A 386-nucleotide genomic window follows, 5' to 3' on the forward strand; every position below is an offset into this window, starting at 1 on the left:
GCTGTGGCGATCTGAAAGGAATGCAGCGGCACGATCGTCTGGGCGAGACCGGGGATCAGACCGTCCGTATAGGCGTTTGTCGCCAGCACGACCGCCTTTGCCTGCAATTCCAGGCCATTTTCGATCAAAATACGCCAAACACCGGCGGCATTGGCGAGCCGCACGACCCTTTGGCGCTCTGCTATCCTCACGCCAGTCGCGGTCCCGACCCGGGCAAGTTCAGACGTGTAGGCGAGCGGATCGATCACACCGGCGCGGCGGTCGAGCCAGCCGCCGAGATAACCCTGTGCGCCAGTCCTGGCTGCGGTCTCCGCTGCGTTCAGCAACCGGACGTCGGCACCGCGCGCGTGCCATTGCCGGTCGCGGTTCGTCGCCGCCTTCAGCGC

At 65.5% G+C, this 386-nt stretch carries 1 protein-coding gene; it reads right to left on the minus strand.

All coding sequences use genetic code 11. The features are described 5' to 3' along the window. Positions 1-386: FAD-dependent oxidoreductase (locus EN969_RS35150; protein WP_164758846.1), on the minus strand; the 386-nt coding region annotated here is incomplete at both ends.

It is taken from the genome of Mesorhizobium sp. M7A.F.Ca.CA.003.01.2.1 (assembly GCF_003998945.1).
Classification (GTDB): domain Bacteria; phylum Pseudomonadota; class Alphaproteobacteria; order Rhizobiales; family Rhizobiaceae; genus Mesorhizobium; species Mesorhizobium ciceri.